The following is a 23713-nucleotide window of genomic DNA, read 5'->3' as shown; positions in this document are numbered from 1 at the left end:
CGGCGGGCCGTTCGCGGGGTGGGTCAGGTGGGGTTGGTGGTGAGGAGGGTGCCGAGGGCGCGGAGGTGGTCGGTGGCGGCGCCGAGGGCGAATTCGTGGTGTTTGGCGGCGGTGAAGTAGTTGTGCACGATGTGGTCGCGGTCGATTCCGACGCCGCCGTGGATGTGGACGACGGTGTGCGCTACGCGGTGGCCCGCGTCGGCCGCCCAGAACTTGGCGGTGTGCACGGCCGCGGCGCTCGGCAGGTCCTCGGAGAGCTGCCAGGCCGCCTGGGTGACCGCCAGGCGCAGGCCCTGGACATCGATGTAGGCGTCGGCGAGCCGCTGGGCCACGGCCTGGAAGCTACCCACCGCTTTACCGAATTGTTCACGCTCGCGGGCGTATTCGGCCACCAGGTCGAGTGCGCGCTCCACCGTGCCGAGCTGCAGCGCGCTGAGACCCAGCCAGGCCCGAGTCAGCACCCAGTCCAGGATCTCGGCGCCCTGTTCGACGGTGCCGACCAATTCGGCCGGGGCATCGGCGAATTCGACGAGGTACTCGGGGCTGCGATCGACGACCTGCTGCGCGGTCACGGTCGCCGCGGCGGGATCGACGAGGAACACCGCGGGTGCGCCCGCGACGGTGGCCGGGACCAGGATGCGCTCGGCGCGATCGGCCACCGGCACTGTGGTTTTGACGCCGGTGAGCCGCCAGCCGCCCGCCGCCTCGACCGCGACGGTGGTGGGCCTGGCCGTATCCCAGTTGTGTTCTTCGGTCAGCGCCGCGGTCAGGATCACCTGGCCCGCGCCCGCCCGGGTCGCCAGATCCTGTTGCGCCGCATCGCTGAACCGGGCCAGCGCGCCCGCGCCGACCACGATGGACCAGAGGTAGGGCACGGCGGCGAGCGACTTGCCGAGCTCGCGCAGCACGGCGGTCTGCTCGAGCACGCCGAAGTCGCCGCCGCCCACGGACTCCGGTAGCGCCGCCGCGAGCACGCCGGTCTCGGCGAGCGAACTCCACAGCGCCGCGTCGAATCGTTCGTCGGCCTTGTCGAGTTCGCGCAGCCGGTCGGCGGTGACGAGCTTGGCGCACACCTCGCCGGTCAGCCGGGCCAGATCGAGTTGGGCTTCGGTGGGAGTGAAATCCATGTCAGCTCTCTGCTTTCCGGATCAGCGCGCGGCGGCGGGTTGCTTGAGGGCGGTCATCGCGATGATGTCGCGCTGCACCTCGTTGGTGCCGCCGCCGAAGGTCAGGATCAGCGCGGCCCGATGCATCCGCTCGAGCCGTCCGCGCAGTTCGGCGCCGGGGGAATCCTGCCGCAGATAGGCCTGCGGGCCGAGCACCTCCATGAGCAGCCGGTACGCCTCGGTGGCCAGCTCGGTGCCGTACACCTTGCAGGTGGAGGCGTCCCACGGCCGGGGTGCCGCGTCGCCGCCCGCGTCGGCCCGGCTGGCGATCTCCCAGTTCAGCAGCTTCAGGTATTCGACCTTGGCGTGCACCCGGGCCAGGTTGACCTGCACCCATTCCTGGTCGATGACCCGGGAGCCGTTGCCCGCCTTGGTGTTGCGCGCCCAGTCGACGGTCTGGCGCACCGCGAGCGCGAGCGGTCCCGCCGAGGTGAGCGCGACCCGCTCGTGGTTGAGCTGGTTGGTGATCAGCGCCCAGCCGCCGTTCTCCTGGCCGACCAGTGCGCTCGCGGGCACCCGGACGTCCTGGTAGTAGGTCGCGCTGGTGTCCGGCCCCGCCATCGTGTGCACCGGGGTCCAGGAGAAGCCCTCGGCCGTGGTCGGCACGATGAGCATGCTGATGCCCTTGTGCTTCTTGACGTTCGGGTCGGTGCGCACCGCGAGCCAGACGTAGTCGGCGTAGGCGATCAGGCTGGTCCACATCTTCTGGCCGTTGATCACGTAGTCGTCGCCGTCGCGCACCGCGGAGGTGCGCAGGCTGGCCAGGTCGGTGCCTGCGCCGGGTTCGGAGTAACCGATGGCGAAGTGCAGCTCGCCCGCGGCGATCTTGGGCAGGAAGAAACGCTTCTGTTCCTCGCTGCCGTAGTGCATGATCGTCGGCGCGACCGAGTTGATGGTCAGGAACGGCACCGGGGCGCCGGCGATCGCGGCCTCGTCGGTGAAGATCAGCTGATCCATCGTGGACCGGTCCTGGCCGCCGTATTCCTTCGGCCAGGCCAGCGTCAGCCAGCCGTCGCGGCCCATCTCCCGCACGACGTCGCGGTAGACGGTGCCCTGGCCGTACTCGCCGGTCTGCGCGCTGAGCGCGGCCCGCCGCTCGGGGGTGATGAGTCGCGCGAAGTAGTCGCGCAGCTCCGCGCGTAGCTCCTCCTGCTGCGGCGTGTACGCAATGCGCATGGCAAATACCTCATGCCTTCTCGATGTGGGTGCACCCGATCATTGCATACCGACTGAAACATGTTCCAGTATTGCTACCGAATCCGGTCGATAGCGCCACCTGCGGCGGTGCCGGCTTGTTAGGGTTCGCCAAGGATCGCGGTAAAGGAGTTCTCATGAAGGTAAGCGTCGATCTGGATCAGTGCGAAGCGAACGGAATCTGCGTCGGAATCGCCCCCGACGTGTTCGAACTCGATGACGAAGACCAGTTGCACATCCTGACGGCCGAGGTGCCCGCCGATCGCGTCGCCGAGGTCGAGGACGCGGTCGCGCAATGCCCGAAAGCGGCGCTGCGGCTCCAGTGAAATGGTCCCTTGCCATTGGCTGGAACACGTTCTAGGGTCGGCCCCGTGGACGATGTAGATGTGAGCCTGGCCGGACGAGTGGCGATCGTGACCGGAGCGGGCGCCGGGCTGGGGCGGGCAGAGGCGCTCGCGTTGGCCGGTGCCGGAGCCTCGGTGGTGATCAACGACCTGGCCGAATCGGATGCGGTGTCCGACACCCTGTCCGAGCTCCGCGCGCTCGGCGCCAAGGCCGAGTTCGTCGCGGGCAGCATCGCCGAACGGGCCACCGCGGACGCGCTGATCCGCACCGCCGAGGAGGCATTCGGTGGTGTGCACATCGTGGTGAACAACGCCGGGATCACCAGGGACCGGATGCTGTTCAACATGTCCGACGAGGATTTCGACGCCGTCGTCGCGGTGCATCTGCGCGGCCATTTCCTGTTGTCCCGCAATGCCGCGGCCTATTGGCGGGGCAAGTCGAAGGCGGCCGGCGCGCCGGTCTACGGCAGGCTGATCAACACCTCGTCGGAGGCTGGTCTGCTCGGCCCGGAGGGGCAGGCCAACTACGGTGCCGCCAAGGCGGGCATCACGGCGTTGACGTTGTCGGCGGCGCGGGCGCTTTCGCGCTACGGCGTGCGCGCCAACGCGATCGCGCCGCGCGCGCGGACCGCGATGACCGAAACGGTGTTCAGCGCCGCACCCGAGGGTGCGGTCGATCCACTGTCCCCCGATCACGTGGCCCGGCTCGTCGCCTACCTCGCGTCACCGGCCGCCGACGCGGTGAACGGTCAGCTGTTCGTGGTCTACGGCGCGATGGTGGCGCTCATGGCCGCGCCCGTCGTCGAGCAACGGTTCGACGCCGCGGACGGTCAGTGGTCGCCGGGCGATCTCGCGGCCACCCTCGGCGGCTACTTCGCCGAACGCCCTGCCGGGCAGACCTTCTCGGCTTCGGCGCTGCTCGATCTCGGCTGAGTTCGTATCGCCGCCCGACCTTCGGCGCGAAACATGCGCAGCGAGGATCGGTATCTGCAAGACCCACTCGACACGAACTGCTGATCAACTGACCAACTGTTGATCACGGGTCCGGCACTTGGTAGACATTGGGTGTCGAGATGTGCTCCGCCTCACAAAGGTGGGATCAATCTCTCTGACACCCGTTCCAGATTTGTATGCCGATGCAGCTAAAAAGTGCAGTTCAAAAGTGACAAACATCTTCCGGCAACGTTGTGAACGTGTTCTAATCAGTGAGGCGGTGCGGCCTCGGTGAAGAATCGTGCCGTGAAGTTGTACGCGGGTTCTGAGCAAGGAGGTTCGTAGATGAACGAGGTCCTTGCCGTGCCATTGCGGGCCGTCGGCGGGTTCTTCGAACTGACTGCCGAAGTCGCACGCGCCAGCGTGCGCAGGCCATTTCAATGGCGCGAGTTCATCGACCAGTCCTGGTTCATCGCACGGGTCTCGATCGTGCCGACGCTGTTGGTCGCGATTCCATTCACGGTTTTGGTGAGCTTCACCCTCAACATCTTGTTGCGCGAGATCGGCGCGGCCGATCTCAGCGGCGCGGGCGCGGCGTTCGGCGCGGTGACCCAGGTCGGCCCGATCGTGACGGTGCTGATCGTGGCGGGCGCCGGAGCTACCGCGATCTGTGCTGACCTGGGCGCCCGCACGATTCGCGAGGAAATCGACGCGATGCGGGTGCTCGGTATCAACCCGGTGCAGCGACTGGTGGTGCCGCGCGTGCTCGCCTCGATGTTCGTCGCGTTGATGCTGAACAGCCTGGTCTGCACCATCGGCATCGTCGGCGGATTTCTCTTCTCGGTGTTTCTGCAGGACGTGAACCCCGGCGCGTTCGTCAACGGCATCACGCTGCTGACTCATTTGCCCGAATTGATCATCTCGGAAGTGAAGGCCGGATTGTTCGGGCTGATCGCCGGGCTGGTGGCCTGTTATCTGGGTTTGAATGTCAAAGGTGGTCCCAAGAGTGTCGGTGATGCGGTGAATCAGACCGTCGTCTTCGCCTTTATGGCTTTGTTCGTCGTGAACGTGGTGGTCACCGCGGTAGGCATCAAGTTCACGGCGCGGTGACCGCATGGCCTTCGTGATCGAATCCCGCTTCCCGCGTACCGTTCGACGGGTGCGTCGGATGTCGGACTCGCTCGATTCTGTCGGAAAACAGGCTGTGTTCTACGCGCAGGCGCTGGGGGCAATTCCGCGCGCGCTCACCCACTATCGGACCGAGACCATTCGACTGATCGCCGAAATCAGCATGGGCAGCGGTGCTTTGGCGGTGATCGGCGGCACCGTGGTGATCGTCGGCTTCCTCACCCTGTTCGCCGGCGGCACCATCGCGGTGCAGGGCTACAGTTCGCTCGGCAATATCGGCGTCGAGGCGCTCACCGGATTCTTCGCGGCCTTCATCAATGTCCGCATCGCCGCCCCGGTCATCTCCGGCATCGGGCTGGCCGCCACCATCGGCGCCGGCTCGACCGCGCAACTCGGCGCCATGCGGGTGGCCGAGGAGATCGACGCGCTCGAGTCCATGGCCATCCGGCCGGTGCCGTACCTGGTCGGCACCCGGGTGCTGGCCGGGATGATCGCGATCGTGCCGCTGTACGCGCTCGCCGTGATCGCGTCCTTCCTGGCCAGCCGGTTCGCCACGGTGGTCATCTACGGGCAGTCGGCGGGCGTGTACGACCACTACTTCTCCACCTTCCTGATCCCGAGCGACATCCTCTGGTCGTTCGCGCAGGCGATCTTCATGGCCCTGGCGGTCATGCTCATCCATACCTACTACGGCTACAACGCCGCGGGCGGCCCGGTCGGGGTCGGCGTGGCGGTCGGCAACGCGGTGCGGACCTCGCTGGTCGCGGTGGTCACGGTGACACTGCTGATCTCGCTGGCCATCTACGGCACCTCCGGCAACTTCCACCTCTCCGGATAGCGATATGGCGGATTCGACGAAATTGCGAAACGCGCTCGGGTTCAAGCTCGCCGGAGCGGCGATGGTGCTGGCGATGGTGGCGATCGTCGCGATCGCGCTGCTGATGTTCGTCGGCGGCTTCACCTCGACGGCGACCGTCATGGTCGACGCGCCGCGCAGCGGCCTGGTGCTCGACCCGGACGCCAAGGTGAAGGTGCGCGGCGTGGAGATCGGGCGGGTCGTCGGGATCGAGCAGACCGCCGAGGGCGCCAGCCTGAAACTGGCGGTGAATCCCGATCAGCTGAAACTGGTTCCGGCGAACGCGGGCGTAGATATCCGCTCCACCACCGTCTTCGGTGCGAAGTACGTGAATTTCACGGTGCCCGAACAGCCTTCGGCGACCTCGCTGAAACCCGGTGCGCGGGTGAGCGTGCAGCACGTGACCGTCGAGTTCAACACGCTGTTCCAGCACCTGTCCGACGTGCTGGCCAAGGTCGAGCCGGAGAAGCTGAACGCGACGCTGTCCGCGCTCGGCACCGCGTTGCAGGGCCGCGGCGAGAAGCTCGGTGACCTGCTCGCCCGCAGCGATGCCTACCTGCGCGATATCAACCCGTATCTGCCCACGCTGCAACAGGATCTGGTGCAGACCGGTCAGGTCACCGACCTGTACGCGGACACGGCGCCCGACCTGCTGCGCACCGTGGACAACGCCACCGTCACCAGCCGCGCGCTGGTCGACGAGCAGCAGAGCCTGGACGACGTGCTGGCCAACCTGATCGGCTTGGCCGACACCACCGGATCGGTGCTGAAGGAGAACGAGGGCAACCTCGGCACCGCGCTGGATCTCTTGCGGCCCACCACGCAATTGCTGTTCGAATACAACCCCGCGCTCGGCTGCGTCATCAACGCGCTCGGCCCGATGATGCCGCTGGCCGAACGGGTATTCGGCGGGGTGCTGCCCGGCATCGGGATGAACACCAACTTCATGTTCGGCGCCAAGCCCTACACCTACCCGGACGACCTGCCGAAGGTGAACGCCACCGGTGGCCCGCATTGCGAGGGCGTGGTCGACCGGGTGCCGAACAGCCATGCCGACTACGTCGTCACCGACACGAATCAGGGAGCTCCGTACGTGCCCAACACGGGTTTCGTGAAGCCCAACTCGGCGCCGAAGGTGTTCCAGCTGCTGTTCGCCGGGTTACCGGGGGTGGACGCACTGTGAAGAACACCGCGACGACCGTGAAACTGGCCATCTTCACCTTGGTGATGGCGCTGGTCTTCGCCGGGCTGACGGTCGTGTTCAGCCAGATGCGCTTCGCCAGGGAGCACGGCTACCACGCCGTGTTCACCAGCTCGTCGGGCATGCTGCCCGGGGCCAAGGTGCGCATCGCGGGGGTGCCGGTCGGCTCGGTCTCCTCGGTGCGGGTGGGCAAGGACAAGCTGGCGCACGTCGAGTTCGACGTCGACCGCAAGTATCGATTGCTCACCAGCACCCGGGCCACCATCCGCTACGAAAACCTGGTCGGGGACCGGTATCTGGAGCTGCTGGAGGGCCCGGGCGCCGCGGACGTGCTGCGCGACGGCGGCACCATCGACAAGGACAAGACGGCGCCCGCGCTCGACCTGGACATGCTGCTCGGCGGGTTCCGGCCGCTGCTGCGCGGCCTCGATCCCGCGCAGGTGAACGATCTGACCAGCGCCCTGCTCCAGATCTTCCAGGGCCAGGGCGGCACGCTGGTTTCACTGCTCAACAGCGGTGGTTCCTTCGCCAAGACGCTGGCCGACCGCGACGAGCTGATCGGCAACGTGATCAACAACCTGAACACGGTGTTGCAGACCATCGATCAGCGCGGCGACCAGTTCGCCACCACGCTCGACGAATTGCAGCGCCTGATCACGGATCTGGCCGCCGACCGGGACCCGATCGGCGACGCGTTGCCGCGGATCGCCGGGGCCACCAGGGATCTGACCGATCTGCTCGCGCAGGCGCGACCCGATCTGCGCACCGCCATCGAGCAGACCGGGCGGCTGTCGAGCAATCTCGACAACGGCTCCGACACCATCCAGTGGGTGCTCGACCGGCTGCCCGACACCTACAAGAAGCTCATCCGCATCGGCGCCTACGGCTCGTTCCTGCAGCTCTACGTCTGCGGGACCAACCTGCTCGTGGACGGACCGGACGGGCAGCCGTTGCAGGTGAACCTGCCGGGCAAGCAGACGACCGGAAGGTGTGCGCCCGAATGAACGAGCAGCGATCCCGTGTCGTCACCATCGGCATCGTCGGCCTGGTGGTCGCGGTGTGCGTGGCTTTGTCGGCCCTGCAGTTCGAACGGCTGCCGTTCATCCGCGGCGGCGCGAACTACACCGCGTTCTTCGCCGACGCCGGCGGGCTGCTGCCCGGCGACCCGGTCCAGGTGGCCGGGGTGCGCACCGGCCGGGTGGACAGCGTGCACCTCGACGGCGACAAGGTGCTGGTGCGTTTCACCCTCGACGAGTCGATCGTGCTCGGCCAGAAGACCGCTGCCGCGATCAAGACCAACACGGTGCTCGGCCGCAAGTCGCTCGAGCTGACGCCGACCGGGCCGGGCGCGCTGCGGCGCGACGACACGATCCCGTTGGACCGCACCACTTCTCCGTACTCGCTCAACGACGCGCTGGGCGATCTCGGCCGCACCGTGCAGGGGCTGGACCTCGAGCAGGTGGACAAGACGCTCGACACGCTCTCGGCGACCTTCGCCGATACGCCCGCCCCGCTGCGCGCGGCACTGGACGGGGTAACGGCGTTGTCCCGCAGCATCAATGCGCGCGACCAGGCGCTGTCCGATCTGCTGGTCCGCGCGCAGAGCGTGACCAAGATCCTGGCCGACCGCAGCAACCAGATCAACATGCTGCTGCTGGACGGCAACAACCTGCTCGGCGAGCTGGACCGGCGGCGCGGCGCGATCGGGCAGCTGATCGTCTACGTCAACGAGGTGGCCAAGCAGCTGTCCGGTCTGGTCAACGACAACGAGGCGCAGCTGAAACCGGCGCTGGACAAGCTGAACTCGGTGCTCGGCCTGCTGCAGCGCAACAAGCAGAACCTGTCGGACGCGCTCGACAACCTCGGCCCGTACGCCGCGGCCCTCGGCGAGCAGGTCGGCAACGGCCCGTGGTTCAACGCCTATGTCGTCAACGCCACCAGCACCCAGCTGCAGGGCCTGGTGGACGCGCTGGTGTGGCCCGAGCATCTGCCCGACGACCTGCGCAACATCTTCACGCATCCGGCACCGCCGTCGATCGGCCCGTCGATTCAGGAGCCACCGCGATGACCCTCATGGACAAGGCGAAAAAGGTGCCTCGCTGGGCGGTCGTGGTCGCGGGCGCCGTGGTGGTCGCGCTGGTGGCGTTCGGCGCGTACACCGGGATCACGCGGCTCGGCACGACCAGCATCACCGCGTACTTCCCGTCGACTTCGGGCCTGTACAAGGGCGACGAGGTCCGGGTGCTCGGGGTGAAGGTCGGCCGGATCGATTCGATCGATCCCGGCAAGGACCGGGTGAAGGTGCGGGTGACCATCGATCGCGGGATCGACCTGCCCGCCGACGCCCGCGCGGTGATCATCTCGCCGTCGCTGGTCTCGGCGCGGTTCATCCAGCTCGCGCCTGCCTACACCGGCGGCCCGAAAATGGGCGACGGCGCGCAGATTCCGATCGAGCACACCGCGGTGCCGGTGGAGTGGGACGACATCAAGGCCGAACTCTCCAAGCTGGCAACCACTTTGGGCCCGGTCGGCGACGACTCGCAGGGCTCGTTCGGCCGCTTCGTCAACACCGCTGCGGACAATATGGACGGCAACGGGCAGAAGCTGCGCGACACCCTGCGTGAACTGTCCGCCACCCTGAACACCCTTTCCGATGGACGCACCGACCTGTTCGGCACCATTCGCAACCTGCAGAAGTTCGTGGATGTGCTCGCGGCGAGCAACGAACAGATCGTGCAGTTCGGCGGCAGGCTCGCCTCGGTCTCCTCGGTGCTGGCCGGCGCCTCCGCCGAACTCGGTGCGGGACTGGACAATCTGGACACCGCGCTGGCCGACGTGAAGCGTTTCCTGGAGGGCAGCGGCGCCGAACTCACCGAGGGCGTGCAGCGGCTGGCCGATGTCACGCAGATCCTGGTGGACAAGCAACCGGAGCTGGAGCGGGTGCTGCACTCGGGTCCGACCGCGCTGGTGAACTTCTACCAGATCTACAAGCCCGCTCAGGGGACGCTCACCGGCGCGGTGGCGCTGAACAATACGGCCGATCCGCTCGGCTTCCTGTGCGGTTCGGTGCGCGCGCTGGAGATCAACCAGTCCGATCGCTCGGCCGACCTCTGCGCGCAATACCTTGCGCCGGTGATCAGTTCGCTGGCCATGAATTACGCGCCGATCCTGCTGAACCCGGCGACCGGTGTGCACGCGTTCCCGGAGCAGCTGAAGTTCAGCCCGCCGAGTCTGGCCGAACAGGCGCCCGCGCCGGGACCGCCGCCGGTCACCGTGCCGGAAGGCATTGCCGGACTTGCCATTCCGGGAGGGGGCGATGATGCCGCGCCGGATGACGACGATGGTGCTCGGTCTCGCTGTGCTGCTCGGTGTTTCGGGTTGCGAGTGGGACGGCTTGAACTCGCTGCCGATGCCGGGCACCGAGGGCACGATGGACGGCGCGTACCAGGTGCGCATCCAGATGCCGAATGTGACCACGCTGACCAGGAATTCGCCGGTGCGGGTCGACGACGTGACGGTCGGGACGGTATCGAACATCGAGGTGGAGGGCTGGCATGCGCTGGTCACCGTTTCGCTGAACCCGAACGTGCACCTGCCCGCCAATGCGGTCGCCAAGATCGGGCAGACCAGCTTGCTCGGCAGCAACCATGTCGAACTCGCCGCTCCCACCGATACCGCCCCGCAGGGGCAGTTGAAAGGCGGGGACGTGATTCCGCTGGAGCGAGCGGGCGCGTTCCCGACGACGGAACAGGTGCTGTCCTCGCTGTCGGTGGTGCTCAACGGCGGTGGCATCTCGCAGCTGGAAACGATCACCCGCGAACTGAATTCGGCGTTGATCGGGCGCGAAAACGACATCCGCGACCTGCTGCCCCAGCTCGAGACGCTGACCACGGGACTGGACAAGCAGCGCAACGACATCATCGCGGCGATGAGCGGACTCGACCGGCTCGGCGGGCAATTCGCCCAGCAGCGCGACGTGGTCGCCAGGGCGATCGAGCGGATCCATCCCGCGCTCACCGTGCTCGCCGACCGCAGCGCGAGCATCACCGCGGCGATCACGGCGCTCGGCGACCTCAGTGATGTCACCGACCGGATCATCACCACCAGCGGCGAGAACCTGAAGGCGAACCTGCGCAGTCTGGCGCCGGTGCTGGAGACGCTGGCCGACACCGGGATGAACCTGGTCGAGGCGTTGAAGATCGTCCCGACCTTCCCGTTCCCGATGAAGAACCTGGACAAGGCGATCAAGGGTGACTACTTGAACCTGTTCATCACGGTCGACCTCACCGGGAAGCGGCTGGACAACAACTGGTTGATCGGCACGCCGCTCGGCGGCCGCTTCGGCGGTGTCGAAGGCGTGGTCGGCGGCTTCGCCCCGGATACCGCTACGCAGGCAGGCAATCCGGCGACCGGACCGCTGCTGCCGCCGCCGGCCGACGGGCAGCCCGCGCCCGCGCTGCCCGGCCTGCCGCCCATCCCCGGCCTGCCCGCGATTCCGGGCCTGACCGTGCCGTTGCCGGGAAACACTGCGCCACAAGGGGGCCCGGGCCGATGACGCTGACCAGATTCGTCCGCACGCAGCTCGCGATCTTCGCCATCTTGACGGTGATCGGCCTGGTGGTGATGGGCGGGGTGTATGTGAAGGTGCCCGCGATGCTGGGCATCGGGCGCTATGACGTCACCGTGCAGCTGGCCGCGACCGGCGGTCTCTATCCCACCGCGAATGTCGCCTACCGCGGCACGAATGTCGGTGTGGTGCAGGATGTCCGGCTGACCACGACCGGTGTCGAGGCGCACCTGTCCATCGACAGCGACTACAAGGTGCCCGCGGATGTCAACGCCTGGGTGCGCAGCGTTTCGGCGGTCGGTGAGCAGTACGTCGACCTGATTCCCGCCGAGCGTCCGGTCGGCGGGAACCTGGCCGACGGTTCGGTGATTCCGGTGGGGCGCACCAAATTGCCCCAGGATGTCGGTACGTTGCTCGACCAGTCCGATCGGTTGCTGTCCAGCGTGGCCGACACCCGGCTGCGACAGGTGATCGACGAGGCGTTCAAGGCATTCAACGGGGCGGGCCCGGATCTGCAGCGGTTCATCGATTCGGCGTCGCTGCTGGTGCAGGAGGCACAGAACAACGCGGAACCGACCAAAAAGCTGCTCGATCAGATCGGACCTTTGCTGGACACCCAGATCCAGTCCGACGCCGCGATCCGTTCGTGGACCAGTGACTTGGCCACGGTGACCGATCAACTTCGCGCGCATGATGTTTCGCTGCGCAATGTGCTGCACGAGGGCCCCTCGGCGATGCAGCGGGTGAACGCGCAGTTCGAATCCTTGCGACCGACCCTGCCGCTGCTGCTGAACAACCTGGTCAGCACCGGGCAGGTCGGCGTGACGTATCACGCTGGGCTGGAACAACTTCTGGTGGTGTTCCCGCCGCTGATCGCGGCGTTGCGGACGGTCATCCGCGGACCCGCGGAGTACGGCGCCATGGTCGATTTCGGGACCGTGGTCAACGATCCGCCCGCGTGCACCACCGGATTCCTGCCCACCGATCAATGGCGTTCACCTAGCGAACTCGATTCGCTGCCCTCACCGGCGGGCCTGTATTGCAAGGTGCCGCAGGACTCGCCGATCCAGGTACGCGGCATTCGCAATACGCCGTGTGCGGAATTCCCCGGTCGGCGCGCGCCGACGCCCGAACTGTGCCGCACGGGTTATGTTCCGGAAGGCAACAACCCGCCGTTCGGTCCCGTACAGCCCGTGGCGCCCGCGGCAGCGCCGCCCGCGGAGGTTCCGGCGCAGACCGCACCCGCCGCGTACGTCGGCACCGGCACACCGGCGGCCGCGCGATCCTACGACCCGTCCACCGGTCAGTACATCGGTCCGGACGGACGCACGTACCGACAGGGCGATATCGGACCGAGCGGTTCGGGCACGGTACCGTCGAGCTGGCAGGCGATGCTCGAGGAGCAGCAACGATGACTGATATCAACGGAGATCAGCGGCGCACGCGGCGACGTGCCGTGCGCTCGGTGGGGCCACCGGCCGACGAGTCGGCGGCTCCCGGTGTGACATCGATACCGGCCGAGCAGACGAAGGTGCCGAAGGCCGGTGTGCCGGTGCGTACGGCGTCGTCCGGCACCGGGAGCGACCCAGCGCCGCCGCCGGCCGACACCGTCGTCGCGGACGCCGGAACACTCGATCTCGGCGCGGCAGCCGACGCCGAAACCGCCGAACCTGGCGCGGCGGCTACCGTCGAAGCCGCAGGCAAAACGGCGGACGGCGAAACCGTAGAACTCGGCAAAACTACGAGTACGAGCGGAGTCGAGCCCGATGCGACGCCGGCCGTCGACCCCGGGGCGCAGTCCCCCCTCCGCGTCGGGCGCATCCTCGCCTTCGCGGCCGCGGCGCTGCTGGTGCTCGCGCTGGTGGTCGGCGCGGGACTGTCGGTGGTCAAGGCTCGTTCGATCGACGCGCGTGACGAGCGGCGCACCGAATTCGTGCAGACCGCCAGGCAGGCCGCCCTGAATCTGACCACCATCCGCGCCGATTCGGCCAAGCAAGACATCGATCGGATCCTCGCGGTGGCCTCCGGCCAGTTCAAGAGCGAGTTCGACGGGCGGGTAGATCCGTTCCTGAATGTCGTGCAGCAGGCCAAGATCGTCTCCAACGGCGAGGTCGTCGAGGCGGCACTGGAAAGCGACGACGTGGATTCGGCGCAGGTGCTGGTGGCGGTCAAGCAGACCCTGACCAACGCGGGCCAGGAGGGGCCGCAGACGCGGCTCTACCGTTTCCGGATCACCGTGAGCCGGGGCGACGCCGGGTTGACCGCATCCAAGGTGGAGTTCGTCGGATGACAATGCGCAGCAAGATCCTGTTGGCGGGCGCGAGTGTGGTCGCCGTGGCGGCCCTGATCGTGCTCGGCGTCAACGGATTCCGGATCTGGAACGACGATCGGGCGGAGCAGGCCCGCAAGGACGCGGTGGCCGCGGCCGATCGATCGGTGTCGGCGATGTTCACCTACGACTATCAGACGGTGGACAAGGAACTGCCCAAGGCGGCCGACAACCTGTCGCCGAAATTCCGCGACGACTATCTGAAGCTGATCACCCAGGCGATCGCGCCCGGCGCGAAGGAGAAGCAGCTCACGGTGCACGCCACCACCCAGGCGGCGGGCATCGTGTCCGCGGACAAGTCCGAGGTGGTCGTCCTGCTGTTCGTCAATCAGGTGACCACCAGCAAGGATTCACCGCAGGGAACCACCACCGGCAGCCGGGTCAAGGCGACGGTGCAGAAGGACGGCGACCGCTGGCTGGTCGACCAGGTCACGCCGGTCTGAGCCCGCGCGGCAGCCGGACCGTGAAGGTGGTGCCGAGGCCCTCGACGCTCTGCACGCGCACCGTGCCGCCGTGCGCGGTGACCAGTGCCTGGACGATGGACAGGCCGAGGCCGGTGCCGCCGCTGCTGCGGGTGCGCGAGCCGTCGGTGCGGTAGAAGCGTTCGAAGATGTGCTCGGCCTCCTCGGGCGGCAGGCCGGGGCCGGTATCGGCGACCTCGAGCACGATATCGTCGGCGGTCGGGGTGAGCCGGACCGCGACGGCCGCCTCCGCCGGCGTGTGCGTGAGCGCGTTGTTGAGCAGGTTGGTCAGCACCTGACGGAGCCGGGTCTCGTCGCCGACGATCTCCAGAGTGCCCTCGCCGGACTGTATTTCGAGTTCGATGCGCCGCCGCGGACCCGTCGGATCGGCCGCCGCGGCCAAGGCGCGGGCACCGTGCACGGCGTCGCTGGCCACGGCGAGCAGATCCACCACGCCCTGCTCCAGCGGACGTTGGGCGTCCAGTCTGGCCAGCATCAGCAGGTCTTCGACCAGGATGCCCATCCGCTGGGACTCCCGTTCGATGCGGTCCATGAACAGGTCGGGCTCGCCGGTCGCGCCCTGCCGGTACAGCTCGGCGAAACCGCGAATGGTGGTGAGCGGGGTACGCAATTCGTGACTGGCGTCGGCGATGAACTGGCGCATCTTCGCCTCGGAGTGCCGGGCGGCCGCCTCGGACGCCTCGGTTTTGGCGAAGGCCTGCTGGATCTGCGCGAGCATCCCGTTCAGCGACCGGGACAGGCTGTCGACCTCGGTGTTGGTGCCGCGCACCGGGACTCGGCGATACAGGTCACCGCGGGCGATGGCGGCCGCGGTGTGCTCGACCCGGCGCAGCGGGCGCAGGCTGCGCCGGATGACGAAGTACGCGACCAGTGCCAGCGCGCACAGCACCGTCAGCCCGACGACCAGTTGCAGCACCACCAGCCGATGCACGGTGTCGTTGTTCTGGGTGAGCGGCAGCGCCACGGTCGTGGTGCCGTCCGGTGCGCGCAGTGTCAGCGCGCGCCACTGGACCGGCCCGCCGCCCGTCGAACCCACGGTGATCGGTCCAGTGGCCGGATTCTCCGGCAGCGCGGGTTCGCCGTCGACGCCGAAGGCCTTGATGAAGAACGTCCGTCCGTCCGTGCTGGTGGAATGCACGTAGAACTGGCTCGGCGCGTGCCGCGGGTCCGGTGGCAGCACCGGCGGCGGTGGCATCCGGGCCCGGCGTGACCATTCGATCACGCCCTCCCGTAACTGCTGATCGGTGCGGTTGGTCAGCGACTGCTCGAGCCCGGAGGTGACCACCGTGCCCGAGATGAGCAGGCCGAGCCCGGCGGTGAGCACCAGCACCACCATCAAGGTCACCCGCAACGGGACCGCCGACAGCGTGGCGGTGGCCTTGGCGCGAATCCTCCCGATCCGCCCCAGGCTCATTTCCCGGCCGACCGGCTGCGGCTCGGTGCGCGCATCACGTAGCCGACGCCACGCAGGGTGTGAATGAGCCGCTCGGAACCGGTGTCGACCTTCTTGCGCAGATACGACACATAGGTCTCCACCACGCCGACCTCACCGCCGAAGTCGTAGCGCCACACGTGATCCAGGATGCGCGGCTTGCTCAGCACGGTGCCCGCGTTGACCATGAAATAGCGCAGCAGCGTGAATTCGGTGGGCGACAGCGCGACCGGTTCGCCCGCCTTCCACACCTCGTGCGTGTCGTCGTCCAGCTCGATGTCCTCGAACCGGAGCCGCGAATTCTCCCGCTGCGGCGCGGTGTGCCCGGCTCGGCGCAGGATCACCCGCAGCCGCGCGACCACTTCCTCCAGGCTGAACGGCTTGGTGACATAGTCGTCGGCGCCGAGGGTGAGCCCGGTGATCTTGTCCTGCATCTCGTCGCGCGCGGTCAGGAACAGCACGGGGGAGTCGATGCCGTCGGCGCGCAGCCTGCGCAACAGGCCGAACCCGTCCATGCCGGGCATCATCACATCGACGATCAGCGCCTGCGGCCGGAAGGTGCGCGCCTTGTCCAGGGCCTGCGCGCCGTCGGCCGCGGTGTCCACCTCGAAGCCCTGGTAGCGCAGGCTGACCGCGAGCAGCTCGACGATCATCGGCTCGTCGTCGACCACCAGCACCCGCGCCTCGGGTGCCTGCTCCACAGGCGCACCACTCATGGGCTTCATGGTCCGTCATCCTCCTGCGAAGTCGCTGGACCAAACCTGGGTGATTCCTGTGAACGGAACTCAGCGGGTGGGTTGACGTTCCTCCGGGTAGACGTCGTCGTCGGAGAGCAGGGCGCTGCCCGCGACCTGATCCTGAGCCAGGGCCTCGAGGAAGGCGCGGGCCCAGCGGTCCACGTCGTGGGCGAGCACCTGACGGCGTAGCGAGCGCATCCGGCGGCGCTTGGTGTCGCGGTCGTCCTCGATCGCCGAGACGATGGCGTCCTTCACGCTGTCCAGGTCGTGCGGGTTGCACAGGTAGGCCTGCCGCAATTCGGCTGCCGCGCCGGTGAATTCGCTCAGCACCAGGGCGCCGTTGAGCCCGCTGTGGCAGGCGACGTACTCCTTGGCGACCAGGTTCATGCCGTCGCGCAGCGGCGTCACCAGCATGACGTCGGCGGCGACGAAGAAGGCGATCAGCTCGTCCCGCGGGATCGGCCGGTGCAGGTAGTGCACCACCGGGTAGCCGACCCGGGCGAACTCGCCGTTGATCCGGCCGACCTGGCGCTCGATGTCGCCGCGCATCTGGATGTAGCTCTCCACCCGCTCCCGGCTCGGCGTGGCCAGCTGCACCATGACCGTCTCCGCCGGATCGATCCGCTGCTCGAGCAGCAGCTCCTCCAGCGCGTTGAGCCGGATATCGATGCCCTTGGTGTAGTCCAGCCGGTCGACACCGAGCAGGATGGTCTTCGGATTGCCCAGCTCCGCACGGATTTTCGCGGCCCGCTCGCGGATCGAACGGCGGCGCGAATGCTCGTCGAGCTCGGCGGAGGAGATCGAGATAGGGAACGCGCCCACCCGCACCGTGCGGAAACCGACCTGCACGACGCCGAGTTTGGAGCGGACGCCGACGGTGCCGCGCGAAGTCGGCTGACCGGCCAGCCTGCGCGCCAGATAGAGGAAGTTCTGCGCGCCGCCGGGCAGATGGAAGCCGATCAGGTCGGCGCCGAGCAGACCCTCGACGATCTCGGTCCGCCACGGCATCTGCATGAACAGCTCGACCGGCGGGAACGGAATGTGCAGGAAGAAGCCGATGGTCAGATCGGGTCGCAGCATGCGCAGCATCTTGGGCACCAGTTGCAACTGGTAGTCCTGCACCCAGACGGTGGCACCCTCCGCCGCCACCTTCGCGGTCGCCTCGGCAAAGCGCCGGTTCACCGTGACGTAGGCGGCCCACCACTTGCGGTCGTAGACCGGTCGCACGATCACATCGTGATACAGCGGCCACAGCGTGCCGTTGGAGAAGCCCTCGTAGTAGTCGGCGACCTCCTCCGCCGACAGCGGCACCGGATGCAGTTCCAAGCCGTCCTCGATGATCGGATCGACATCCGCGTCCGGCACCCCGGCCCAGCCGACCCACGCGCCCTTGTTGTTGCGCAACACCGGCTCCAGCGCGGTGACCAGGCCGCCGGGGCTGCGTTTCCACCGGCTCGTCCCGTCCGGTAGCCGTTCCAGGTCGACCGGAAGCCGATTGGCCACCACCACGAAGCCCGAACCGGATTCGGCAGGGCCGACCGGGGTTTGCGGGTGGTCGGCGGAGGTGTCTAGGGCGGGTTCGGAGCCGTCGGACGAAGTCATCTGGTCCACTCACGCATCCTTTGCGCGTCGCTGGGTCCCACAGGATCTGGGTAGCTCGACGTCGCCGTTGGCGTCGAAGGTAAGAACGGGTTATTCGACCCGGGAACTGGGGCCGATGCCGAGCATCGACAACAGCATCCGGCACTCGTCGGCGTCCTCCGCATAGGCGGCGACCACGCGCTGAGCCTGTCGTGCGGTCTCGTCGGCCAGTGGTTCCAGATCGTCGTCCGCGATGTCGTTCGCGCTGCCCTTCGCGGCCATCTTCAAGTCCTCCCGGTTCACTACGCTCGTACGTGCGAATAGTCAATGGTATCTGGCGCCGCCAGGGGCGGGTGGTACCCGCGTCACACCGGCCCCCGGCCGGGTGTGCCGCCCCCGCTCGCCCCTATACCGTGGGGGACAGCAGCAACTCCACGAAAGGGTCGATATGCCGCTGGCCACGGTGAACGGAATTTCCCTCAACTACCAGGTCAAAGGTGACCGTGCGCGGGGTACCGATGTCAAGGGGTCGGGGCCGCTTGTGGTCATGATCATGGGCACCGGCAGCCCCGGGCGGGTGTGGGAACTGCACCAGGTGCCCGCACTGGTCGCCGCCGGCTACCGGGTGTGCACCTTCGACAACCGCGGCATCGCGCCCTCCTACGAGGCGGCCGACGGCATGACGATCGACCAGCTGGTCGCCGACACCGCCGGGCTGATCGAGCTGCTCGACGAGGGCCCGGCGCTGGTCGTCGGCACCTCGATGGGTGCGCGGGTGGCCCAGGAATTGGCGTTGGCCCGGCCCGAACTCGTGCGCAAGGCCGTCTTCATGGCCGGCCACGGGCGGCTCGACCAGTTCCAGAAGACCCTCTCGCTCGGCGAACACGAACTCGACGCCGGCGGCGTCGAGCTGCCGGCGAAGTACGAGGCCGCGGTGACCGCGGTGATGAACCTCTCGCCCGCGACCATGGCCGAACCGAACTCGGCCCGCGACTGGCTCGACCTGTTCGAGTTCACCGGCGGTCCGGTGACGCCGGGCATCCGCGCCCAGCGCCGGATGGATCACGACTTCGAGCGGGTGCAGGCCTACCGCGCGATCACCGTGCCCTGCCTGTCCATCGGTTTCGCCGACGACCGGATGATCCCGCCCTACCTGTCCAGGGAGATTGCCGAGGTGATTCCCGGTGCGCGCTACCAGGAAGTGCCCGATGCGGGCCATTTCGGCTACCTGGAACAGCCGGAAACGGTCAACAAGATCCTGCTTGATTTTTTCGCGAGCTGAGTTCTCACCGCCAGAGGTAACCGCCCAGGCGTAACGTCTGCCTTGCTAGGGTCGAAACTACGCTCGGGACTCTAACGGTGCGGACGTCCGTGGAACCTCGGTTCATCGGGCCTGTGCCGGGTGAACCACGAGCGGTCCCGTACATAGCGCCAGTATCCAGTGAGGTGAAATTGAGCACCAACCCCTTCGATGACGAAGACGGCCGCTTCTTCGTCCTGGTCAACGACGAAGAGCAGCACTCCCTGTGGCCCGCCTTCGCGGAGGTCCCGGCCGGATGGCGTGTTGTGTTCGGTGAGGACAGCCGGGCCGCCTGCGTCGAGTACGTCGAGAAGAACTGGACGGATATGCGTCCGAAGAGCCTGCGTGACGCCATGGCCGCCGACGATGCGGCCCGCCAGGGCGCCCAGTCCTGATCCGCGGTATCTGATACTGCGCCGGGACATTTGATCGATCGCCGTCTGCGTGACACCGTAATGCCGGTGTCGCGCAGTCGGCGTGCCCGGTTATGATGGCAACCGCTTTCGAGCGGACCCCGCCTCCTTAGCTCAGTGGTAGAGCACTCGCCTTGTAAGCGAAAGGTCGTCAGTTCAATCCTGACAGGGGGCTCCAGACGAGCGCGTCGGTTACGGCGCGCTCGTTCGGTCGGTAGAGGCCCTGCCTGATTTGTAAGCGAAAGGTCGTCAGTTCAATCCTGACAGGGGGCTCCAGACGAGCGCGTCGGTTACGGCGCGCTCGTTCGCGTGTGGGGCAGGGCGCGGACGTATTGGGGGCAAGACGGCGGCGAGAGTTGTCGTACCTGCCTGGTAGTTGTGGTGGCGGCGGTTGGGGTCGACCGCGCGTGAAACGGAGGGGAAAACCGATGCGCCCGAGCACGAGTCAGCTGATCAACGACATCTGTGACGAACTGGAGCGGATGCCGGAGGGCTACGGGTTGCCGGTGTGGCCGCCGCGGGAAGAATTGCCGCCGACAGCGAAAAGGGCGGCCAGGCAACCTGTTTCGGCGCCCGGCCACCCCTGGTTCACCCATCATCCGCGACGGGTTCAGTCGGGCACGTTCGCCCCGTAGCCGAGGTCGCGCAGCGCCTGCTTGATCCTGGCCTGGGCGTCGTCCATGGATTCGGGCGACGGGTCGGGGTCCGCGCCCGAGATGTCGAAATCGGTCATGGTGAACGCCGGGAAGACGTGGACGTGCAGGTGCGGCACCTCCAGCCCGGCGACGAGCAGGCCCGCGCGCGGCGCGTCCCACGCCTGCCGCACCGCCTGCCCGATCTTCTGGGCGACGGCGGTCAACCTGGCGAACGTCTCGGAGTCGACGTCCTGCCACTGATCGATCTCTTTGCGGGGCACCACGAGGGTGTGCCCGGTAGTGACCGGGGCGATGGTGAGGAAGCCGACGAATTCGTCGTCCTCCCACACGAATCGACCCGGGAGCTGACCGGCGATGATCGCGCTGAAGACAGAAGCCATACAGCGCAGACTAGTCCGGGCCGGCGCGGACTACACCGACACGAAGTGCGACAGGATGCCCTGCACCTCGTAGATGTCCACCTGGCGGTTGAACCGCTTCTGCAACGGATCGGGATTGCCGGAGATCCAGATGGCGAGCTCGGCGTCCAGATCGAAGGTGCCCGCGGTCTCCACCGAGAAATGCGTGATCGCCCGGTAGGGAATGCTGTGATAGCTCACCTTGCGTCCGGTCATGCCCTGCTTGTCGACCAGGATCAGGCGGCGATTGGTGAACAGGATGGCGTCGCGCACCAGCAGGTACGCCGCATAGATCTGTTCGCCCTCACCCATCAACTTCGCGTATTCCTGTTGTGCCCGACCGGGATCGATCCGTCCGGCGTTGCCCATGATTCCGTCGATCAGGCCCATCGTTTCCCCGTCCTTCGCACGATCTGGGTGTGGCAGGCCCGCGGCGGTATGCCGGAACCGTCCCTTTCCATGATGCGCTCCCCCGCCTCTCCGCGTATTCAGGCCAGACTCAGGTGCCGCGGTCGTGGCGTCGGCGGCCGACGGTGGTGTCGTGGATGTGTCAGCCCGTCCCCGACGAGTTACCCATGTCCGTGCGAAATCACCCGCTGAGTAAGAAGCCGCGATGACTTGGTCGGCACATCATGGTCGGGGCATGGTGTTGGACGGCTTCACCTAAGCTGTCTGCCGTGCGCGTACTCGTCATCGGTTCCGGAGCCCGTGAACATGCCCTCGTCCTTGCGCTGCGCAGGGATCCCGCGGTGACGGGGATCGTCGCCGCTCCGGGCAACGCGGGCATCGCCCAGCACGCGCAGACCAGGCCGGTCGATCCGTGCTCCGCGGAGGCCGTGGTCGCGCTGGCCACCGACGTGGCGGCCGAACTGGTGGTGATCGGTCCCGAGGTGCCGCTGGTGCTGGGTGTGGCTGACGCCGTGCGGGCCGCGGGCATCGCCTGTTTCGGCCCGTCGGCCGCGGCCGCGCGGATCGAGGGCTCGAAGGCCTTCGCCAAGGACGTGATGGCGGCCGCCGGGGTGCGCACCGCGCACAGCGAGATCGTGGACAACCCGGCCGATCTCGACGCGGCACTGGACCGCTTCGGCCCGACCTGGGTGGTGAAGGACGACGGCCTGGCCGCGGGCAAGGGCGTCGTGGTCACCGCCGACCGGTCGGCAGCCCGCGATCACGGCGCCGAACTGCTCGAGCAGGGGCATCCGGTGCTGCTGGAATCGTTCCTGGACGGGCCGGAGGTCTCGCTGTTCTGCCTGGTCGACGGCGAGACGGTGGTGCCGCTGCTGCCCGCGCAGGACCACAAGCGGGTCGGCGACGGCGACACCGGCCCGAACACCGGCGGCATGGGCGCGTACACGCCGCTGCCCTGGCTGTCCCCGGACGCGGTGACCACGATCATCGAAGATGTGGTGAAACCCGTTGCCGCCGAACTGGTTCGGCGCGGCAGCGGCTTTTCCGGACTGCTGTACGCGGGCCTCGCGATGGGCGTCGCCGGGCCCGCCGTGGTCGAATTCAATTGCCGCTTCGGCGATCCCGAGACCCAGGCGGTGCTCGCCCTGCTGGAGAGCCCGCTCGGCGAACTGCTCGCCGCCACCGCGAACGGCACCCTCGCCGAGGTCGAACCGCCGCGCTGGCGGGACGGTTCGGCGATCACCGTGGTCGTCGCCGCCGAGAACTACCCGGGCCGCCCGCGCATCGGTGATGTGATCTCCGGCGCCGGTGACGGCGCAATCGACGACACCGCGGCGGTGCTGCACGCGGGCACCGCGCTGCGCGAGGACGGCGCGCTGATCTCGGCGGGCGGCCGGGTGCTCAACGTCGTCGGTGTGGGCGCCGACCTGGCCGAGGCACGAACCAACGCCTACGCGCGGATCACCGCGATCAAGCTGCCGGGCAGTCATTACCGCACCGATATCGGTCTCGCCGCGGTGGAAGACCGTATCGCCGTGCCGGACCGCGCCTCCGCCAGTTCGGGCCAGACCCGGGAGTCGTAAACAGCCTCAGCCGAAGTTCAGGCCGTGGACCGCCAGCCACTGGCGGGGGTCTACGTGCTGACCACCGACGATGACCTCGAAGTGCAGGTGCGGGCCGGTGGAGTCGCCGCGGTTGCCCATGCGCGCGATCGGCATGCCCGCGGGGACGCGCTCGCCCCGGGACACGAAGAAGTCGTACATGTGGCCGTACACGGTGATCGAGCCGTCGTCGTGCCGGATGCGCACCCACAGCCCGAATCCTTCGGCCGGGCCCGCGTCGATGACGGTGCCGTTGGCGACCGCGTAGATCGGCGTGCCGATCGGGCCCGCGATGTCGATGCCGTTGTGGAAGGTGCCCCAGCGGGAACCGAACCCGGAGGTGAACACGCCGCGCGCGGGCATCACGAAACCGCCCATGCCGGGCAGTACCGCGCCGGGATTCGGGAGGGTGCCGCCCGCCATCCACGGTTGGTATTCGCCCGCGGCCGCCGCGGCGGCTTCGGCCTTGGCGCGCTCCAAGGTCGCGCGCGCGGCGGCGGCCACCACCGCCTGTTCGCGCAGGCGTTCACCGTTGGCGATGGCGTTCAGGTAGCGGCGTACCGAGGGCGGTGTGGTCTGCATCTGCAAGGGATAGGCCACGGCCACGCGCTGCACGTGGTCCACGTCGGGTAATTGATCGCTGATGGTGCCGGTGTAGGCGGTGTCGCCCGCGGCGAACACGGCGGTGGCCGCGAGCCCGGCCAGCAGCACGCGATGCTTGCGCAGCAGCGCGAGCATTCTGTCCCGATCGGGTCGTCGCTGCGCCCACAGTTCGGGTAACTCGGCCCGCCGCCGCCACAGTTCCCTGGGGTCGGGCCGGTGGCGCAGCAGTTCACCGAGTTGCACCCGATCGAACAGCACGCGGATGCCCCGGGCGGGTTTCTCCCGCATCCGGGCACGCCAATCCGGCGGAATGACCACGATGCCGCCCACTCCGCGCACCCGGTCGAGGCCGGCTCGTCGAGCATTCTCGAGCATCAAAGCGAC

At 67.8% G+C, this 23713-nt stretch carries 24 protein-coding genes, 1 tRNA gene and 1 pseudogene; 17 read left to right on the top strand and 9 right to left on the bottom strand.

What is annotated here, in order from left to right; genetic code table 11:
• Positions 1-23: 23 nt before the first annotated feature.
• A complete protein-coding gene (locus tag TY25_RS13435; RefSeq protein ID WP_042256276.1) occupies positions 24-1127 on the bottom strand; it encodes an acyl-CoA dehydrogenase family protein in 1104 nt (367 codons plus the stop codon).
• A gap of 21 nt (positions 1128-1148) precedes the next feature.
• Positions 1149-2342 (bottom strand): acyl-CoA dehydrogenase family protein, encoded by a 1194-nt coding sequence (locus TY25_RS13430; protein WP_014981411.1) that lies wholly within the window; start codon positions 2340-2342, stop codon positions 1149-1151.
• 155 nt (positions 2343-2497) lie between these two features.
• Between TY25_RS13430 and TY25_RS13425 the strand changes: the two genes are divergently transcribed.
• The 12 genes and pseudogenes from TY25_RS13425 (at position 2498) to TY25_RS13365 (ending at position 14161) form a co-directional block, all read left to right on the top strand.
• The gene (locus tag TY25_RS13425; protein ID WP_042256274.1) at positions 2498-2686 is read left to right on the top strand and encodes a ferredoxin; all 189 of its coding nucleotides are present in this window, start codon (positions 2498-2500) and stop codon (positions 2684-2686) included.
• Between the two features lie 45 nt (positions 2687-2731).
• Positions 2732-3637: a 3-oxoacyl-ACP reductase gene (locus tag TY25_RS13420; protein WP_088607055.1), complete on the top strand. Its 906-nt coding sequence runs from the start codon at positions 2732-2734 to the stop codon at positions 3635-3637.
• Positions 3638-3982: 345 nt separating this feature from the next.
• The gene (locus TY25_RS13415; protein WP_014981414.1) at positions 3983-4747 is read left to right on the top strand and encodes an MlaE family ABC transporter permease; all 765 of its coding nucleotides are present in this window, start codon (positions 3983-3985) and stop codon (positions 4745-4747) included.
• A gap of 4 nt (positions 4748-4751) precedes the next feature.
• On the top strand, positions 4752-5603 hold the full coding sequence (locus TY25_RS13410) for an MlaE family ABC transporter permease (protein ID WP_014981415.1): 852 nt from the start codon (positions 4752-4754) through the stop codon (positions 5601-5603).
• A 4-nt stretch (positions 5604-5607) separates the two neighbouring features.
• Positions 5608-6804, top strand: a complete 1197-nt coding sequence (locus TY25_RS13405; RefSeq protein WP_042256272.1) for an MCE family protein — start codon at positions 5608-5610, stop codon at positions 6802-6804.
• Positions 6801-7826 (top strand): MCE family protein, encoded by a 1026-nt coding sequence (locus TY25_RS13400; RefSeq protein ID WP_081868856.1) that lies wholly within the window; start codon positions 6801-6803, stop codon positions 7824-7826. Before TY25_RS13405 ends, TY25_RS13400 begins: the two co-directional genes overlap by 4 nt.
• The gene (locus tag TY25_RS13395; protein ID WP_014981418.1) at positions 7823-8890 is read left to right on the top strand and encodes an MCE family protein; all 1068 of its coding nucleotides are present in this window, start codon (positions 7823-7825) and stop codon (positions 8888-8890) included. The genes TY25_RS13400 and TY25_RS13395 overlap by 4 nt, the downstream gene beginning before the upstream one ends.
• A pseudogene (locus TY25_RS41625) lies at positions 8887-10137 on the top strand (MCE family protein); the annotation flags it as partial. The gene TY25_RS13395 and the pseudogene TY25_RS41625, both read left to right, overlap by 4 nt.
• A gap of 1 nt (position 10138) precedes the next feature.
• On the top strand, positions 10139-11377 hold the full coding sequence (locus TY25_RS13380) for an MCE family protein (protein WP_042256269.1): 1239 nt from the start codon (positions 10139-10141) through the stop codon (positions 11375-11377).
• Positions 11374-12804 carry an MCE family protein gene (locus tag TY25_RS13375; protein ID WP_042256267.1) on the top strand — a complete coding sequence of 477 codons (1431 nt, stop codon included), beginning with the start codon at positions 11374-11376 and terminating at the stop codon, positions 12802-12804. The genes TY25_RS13380 and TY25_RS13375 overlap by 4 nt, the downstream gene beginning before the upstream one ends.
• A complete protein-coding gene (locus TY25_RS41620; protein WP_052382955.1) occupies positions 12801-13679 on the top strand; it encodes an Rv1363c family protein in 879 nt (292 codons plus the stop codon). The genes TY25_RS13375 and TY25_RS41620 overlap by 4 nt, the downstream gene beginning before the upstream one ends.
• A 2-nt stretch (positions 13680-13681) precedes the next feature.
• Entirely contained in the window at positions 13682-14161 is a 480-nt protein-coding gene (locus TY25_RS13365; RefSeq protein ID WP_014981423.1) for an Rv1363c family protein, read from the top strand.
• Here the strand turns inward: TY25_RS13365 and TY25_RS13360 are convergent.
• From TY25_RS13360 to TY25_RS43395, 4 genes are all read right to left on the bottom strand, one after another.
• Positions 14148-15614 carry a sensor histidine kinase gene (locus tag TY25_RS13360; RefSeq protein WP_042256265.1) on the bottom strand — a complete coding sequence of 489 codons (1467 nt, stop codon included), beginning with the start codon at positions 15612-15614 and terminating at the stop codon, positions 14148-14150. The genes TY25_RS13365 and TY25_RS13360 overlap by 14 nt on opposite strands.
• A complete protein-coding gene (locus TY25_RS13355) occupies positions 15611-16348 on the bottom strand; it encodes a response regulator transcription factor (protein ID WP_042256264.1) in 738 nt (245 codons plus the stop codon). The genes TY25_RS13360 and TY25_RS13355 overlap by 4 nt, the downstream gene beginning before the upstream one ends.
• 69 nt (positions 16349-16417) lie before the next feature.
• Positions 16418-17971, bottom strand: a complete 1554-nt coding sequence (locus TY25_RS13350; protein WP_042256262.1) for an alpha,alpha-trehalose-phosphate synthase (UDP-forming) — start codon at positions 17969-17971, stop codon at positions 16418-16420.
• Between the two features lie 90 nt (positions 17972-18061).
• Positions 18062-18232 carry a hypothetical protein gene (locus TY25_RS43395; protein ID WP_014981427.1) on the bottom strand — a complete coding sequence of 57 codons (171 nt, stop codon included), beginning with the start codon at positions 18230-18232 and terminating at the stop codon, positions 18062-18064.
• A 166-nt stretch (positions 18233-18398) separates the two neighbouring features.
• Between TY25_RS43395 and TY25_RS13340 the strand changes: the two genes are divergently transcribed.
• The 4 genes from TY25_RS13340 to TY25_RS42615 all read left to right on the top strand — a co-directional run bounded on the left by TY25_RS13340 (position 18399) and on the right by TY25_RS42615 (position 20298).
• Positions 18399-19232: an alpha/beta fold hydrolase gene (locus tag TY25_RS13340; protein WP_042256261.1), complete on the top strand. Its 834-nt coding sequence runs from the start codon at positions 18399-18401 to the stop codon at positions 19230-19232.
• A gap of 170 nt (positions 19233-19402) precedes the next feature.
• Positions 19403-19645: an MbtH family protein gene (locus TY25_RS13335; protein ID WP_011207082.1), complete on the top strand. Its 243-nt coding sequence runs from the start codon at positions 19403-19405 to the stop codon at positions 19643-19645.
• Positions 19646-19766: 121 nt separating this feature from the next.
• Positions 19767-19841, top strand: a tRNA-Thr gene (locus TY25_RS13330).
• 250 nt (positions 19842-20091) lie between these two features.
• Complete coding sequence (locus TY25_RS42615; protein ID WP_146154100.1) at positions 20092-20298, top strand: hypothetical protein; 207 nt, start codon at positions 20092-20094, stop codon at positions 20296-20298.
• Here the strand turns inward: TY25_RS42615 and TY25_RS13325 are convergent.
• Both TY25_RS13325 and TY25_RS13320 read right to left on the bottom strand, forming a co-directional pair.
• Positions 20274-20699 carry an HIT family protein gene (locus tag TY25_RS13325; RefSeq protein ID WP_042256260.1) on the bottom strand — a complete coding sequence of 142 codons (426 nt, stop codon included), beginning with the start codon at positions 20697-20699 and terminating at the stop codon, positions 20274-20276. The genes TY25_RS42615 and TY25_RS13325 overlap by 25 nt on opposite strands.
• Before the next feature lie 30 nt (positions 20700-20729).
• A complete protein-coding gene (locus TY25_RS13320; protein WP_014981431.1) occupies positions 20730-21107 on the bottom strand; it encodes a PH domain-containing protein in 378 nt (125 codons plus the stop codon).
• Positions 21108-21394: 287 nt separating this feature from the next.
• Here TY25_RS13320 and purD point away from each other — a divergent pair, with 287 nt between their 5' ends.
• The gene (gene purD, locus TY25_RS13315) at positions 21395-22708 is read left to right on the top strand and encodes a phosphoribosylamine--glycine ligase (RefSeq protein WP_042256259.1); all 1314 of its coding nucleotides are present in this window, start codon (positions 21395-21397) and stop codon (positions 22706-22708) included.
• 6 nt (positions 22709-22714) lie between these two features.
• On the opposite strand, the gene TY25_RS13310 is transcribed toward purD, so the two are convergent.
• The gene (locus TY25_RS13310) at positions 22715-23704 is read right to left on the bottom strand and encodes a M23 family metallopeptidase (RefSeq protein WP_042256381.1); all 990 of its coding nucleotides are present in this window, start codon (positions 23702-23704) and stop codon (positions 22715-22717) included.
• Between the last annotated feature and the right edge of the window lie 9 nt (positions 23705-23713).

The sequence above is a fragment of the Nocardia brasiliensis NBRC 14402 genome (genome assembly GCF_000308475.2).
Classification (GTDB): Bacteria; Actinomycetota; Actinomycetes; order Mycobacteriales; family Mycobacteriaceae; genus Nocardia; species Nocardia brasiliensis.
Note: the sequence above shows the minus strand (reverse complement) of the source record. Positions and strands in the feature narration are given on the sequence as shown.

Bases quoted from the DNA above. Each gene is read 5' to 3' on its own strand.
- TY25_RS13435 (WP_042256276.1), bottom strand. From the start codon at position 1,127: ATGGATTTCACTCCCACCGAAGCCCAACTCGATCTGGCCCGGCTGACC.
- TY25_RS13430 (WP_014981411.1), bottom strand. From the start codon at position 2,342: ATGCGCATTGCGTACACGCCGCAGCAGGAGGAGCTACGCGCGGAGCTG.
- TY25_RS13425 (WP_042256274.1), top strand. From the start codon at position 2,498: ATGAAGGTAAGCGTCGATCTGGATCAGTGCGAAGCGAACGGAATCTGC.
- TY25_RS13415 (WP_014981414.1), top strand. From the start codon at position 3,983: ATGAACGAGGTCCTTGCCGTGCCATTGCGGGCCGTCGGCGGGTTCTTC.
- TY25_RS13410 (WP_014981415.1), top strand. From the start codon at position 4,752: ATGGCCTTCGTGATCGAATCCCGCTTCCCGCGTACCGTTCGACGGGTG.
- TY25_RS13405 (WP_042256272.1), top strand. From the start codon at position 5,608: ATGGCGGATTCGACGAAATTGCGAAACGCGCTCGGGTTCAAGCTCGCC.
- TY25_RS13395 (WP_014981418.1), top strand. From the start codon at position 7,823: ATGAACGAGCAGCGATCCCGTGTCGTCACCATCGGCATCGTCGGCCTG.
- TY25_RS13380 (WP_042256269.1), top strand. From the start codon at position 10,139: ATGATGCCGCGCCGGATGACGACGATGGTGCTCGGTCTCGCTGTGCTG.
- TY25_RS13375 (WP_042256267.1), top strand. From the start codon at position 11,374: ATGACGCTGACCAGATTCGTCCGCACGCAGCTCGCGATCTTCGCCATC.
- TY25_RS41620 (WP_052382955.1), top strand. From the start codon at position 12,801: ATGACTGATATCAACGGAGATCAGCGGCGCACGCGGCGACGTGCCGTG.
- TY25_RS13365 (WP_014981423.1), top strand. From the start codon at position 13,682: ATGCGCAGCAAGATCCTGTTGGCGGGCGCGAGTGTGGTCGCCGTGGCG.
- TY25_RS13360 (WP_042256265.1), bottom strand. From the start codon at position 15,614: ATGAGCCTGGGGCGGATCGGGAGGATTCGCGCCAAGGCCACCGCCACG.
- TY25_RS13355 (WP_042256264.1), bottom strand. From the start codon at position 16,348: ATGAGTGGTGCGCCTGTGGAGCAGGCACCCGAGGCGCGGGTGCTGGTG.
- TY25_RS13350 (WP_042256262.1), bottom strand. From the start codon at position 17,971: ATGACTTCGTCCGACGGCTCCGAACCCGCCCTAGACACCTCCGCCGAC.
- TY25_RS43395 (WP_014981427.1), bottom strand. From the start codon at position 18,232: ATGGCCGCGAAGGGCAGCGCGAACGACATCGCGGACGACGATCTGGAA.
- TY25_RS13340 (WP_042256261.1), top strand. From the start codon at position 18,399: ATGCCGCTGGCCACGGTGAACGGAATTTCCCTCAACTACCAGGTCAAA.
- TY25_RS42615 (WP_146154100.1), top strand. From the start codon at position 20,092: ATGCGCCCGAGCACGAGTCAGCTGATCAACGACATCTGTGACGAACTG.
- TY25_RS13325 (WP_042256260.1), bottom strand. From the start codon at position 20,699: ATGGCTTCTGTCTTCAGCGCGATCATCGCCGGTCAGCTCCCGGGTCGA.
- TY25_RS13320 (WP_014981431.1), bottom strand. From the start codon at position 21,107: ATGGGCCTGATCGACGGAATCATGGGCAACGCCGGACGGATCGATCCC.
- TY25_RS13310 (WP_042256381.1), bottom strand. From the start codon at position 23,704: ATGCTCGAGAATGCTCGACGAGCCGGCCTCGACCGGGTGCGCGGAGTG.